We start from the raw sequence: 439 nt of genomic DNA, 5'->3' as shown, positions 1-439 counted from the left end.
CGCAGCACGCTGACCACAACCTCGGCGTCATGGTGCGGCAGGCTGCGCCCACCCGACTGATCGACACGCAGGCACGAACCCGGATCACCCGTGGACAATGCCATCGCCTCCATGATCCGCCGGGTCGAGTCGCAGCCCACAGGCGCACCGCCGCCAACCTCATCGAACTCCAGCTCCGCCTTCTCGCGCGCGAACGCCCACTCCAGCAGCAGCCGCACGCTGACCCGCTCGCGCCCGTCCGGGCCAACAGGCTGGCCACAGCGCCCGACACCCTCTGCCTGCACAGCCGCCCGCGCCCCGATCCCGCGATATGCCATCATGCCGCCGCTCCACGCTTGCCCGCCTCGACAAGGGCAAGCGCTCGCGCCTCCAGCCCCTCGTACCAGGTCAGCCACTCGGCATCGTCCATGAACGGCGCACGTCCGGCCTCCCGATCCGC

General features: G+C 70.8%; 1 pseudogene. It reads right to left on the bottom strand.

Going from position 1 to position 439, the window contains the following annotated elements:
- Positions 1 to 320 (bottom strand): annotated as a pseudogene (locus tag KZZ07_RS26675) (hypothetical protein); the annotation flags it as partial.
- Between the last annotated feature and the right edge of the window lie 119 nt (positions 321 to 439).

The sequence above is a fragment of the Mameliella sp. CS4 genome, assembly GCF_019392335.1.
Lineage (GTDB): Bacteria > Pseudomonadota > Alphaproteobacteria > Rhodobacterales > Rhodobacteraceae > Antarctobacter.
This window is presented reverse-complemented; position numbering and strand designations above follow the sequence as displayed.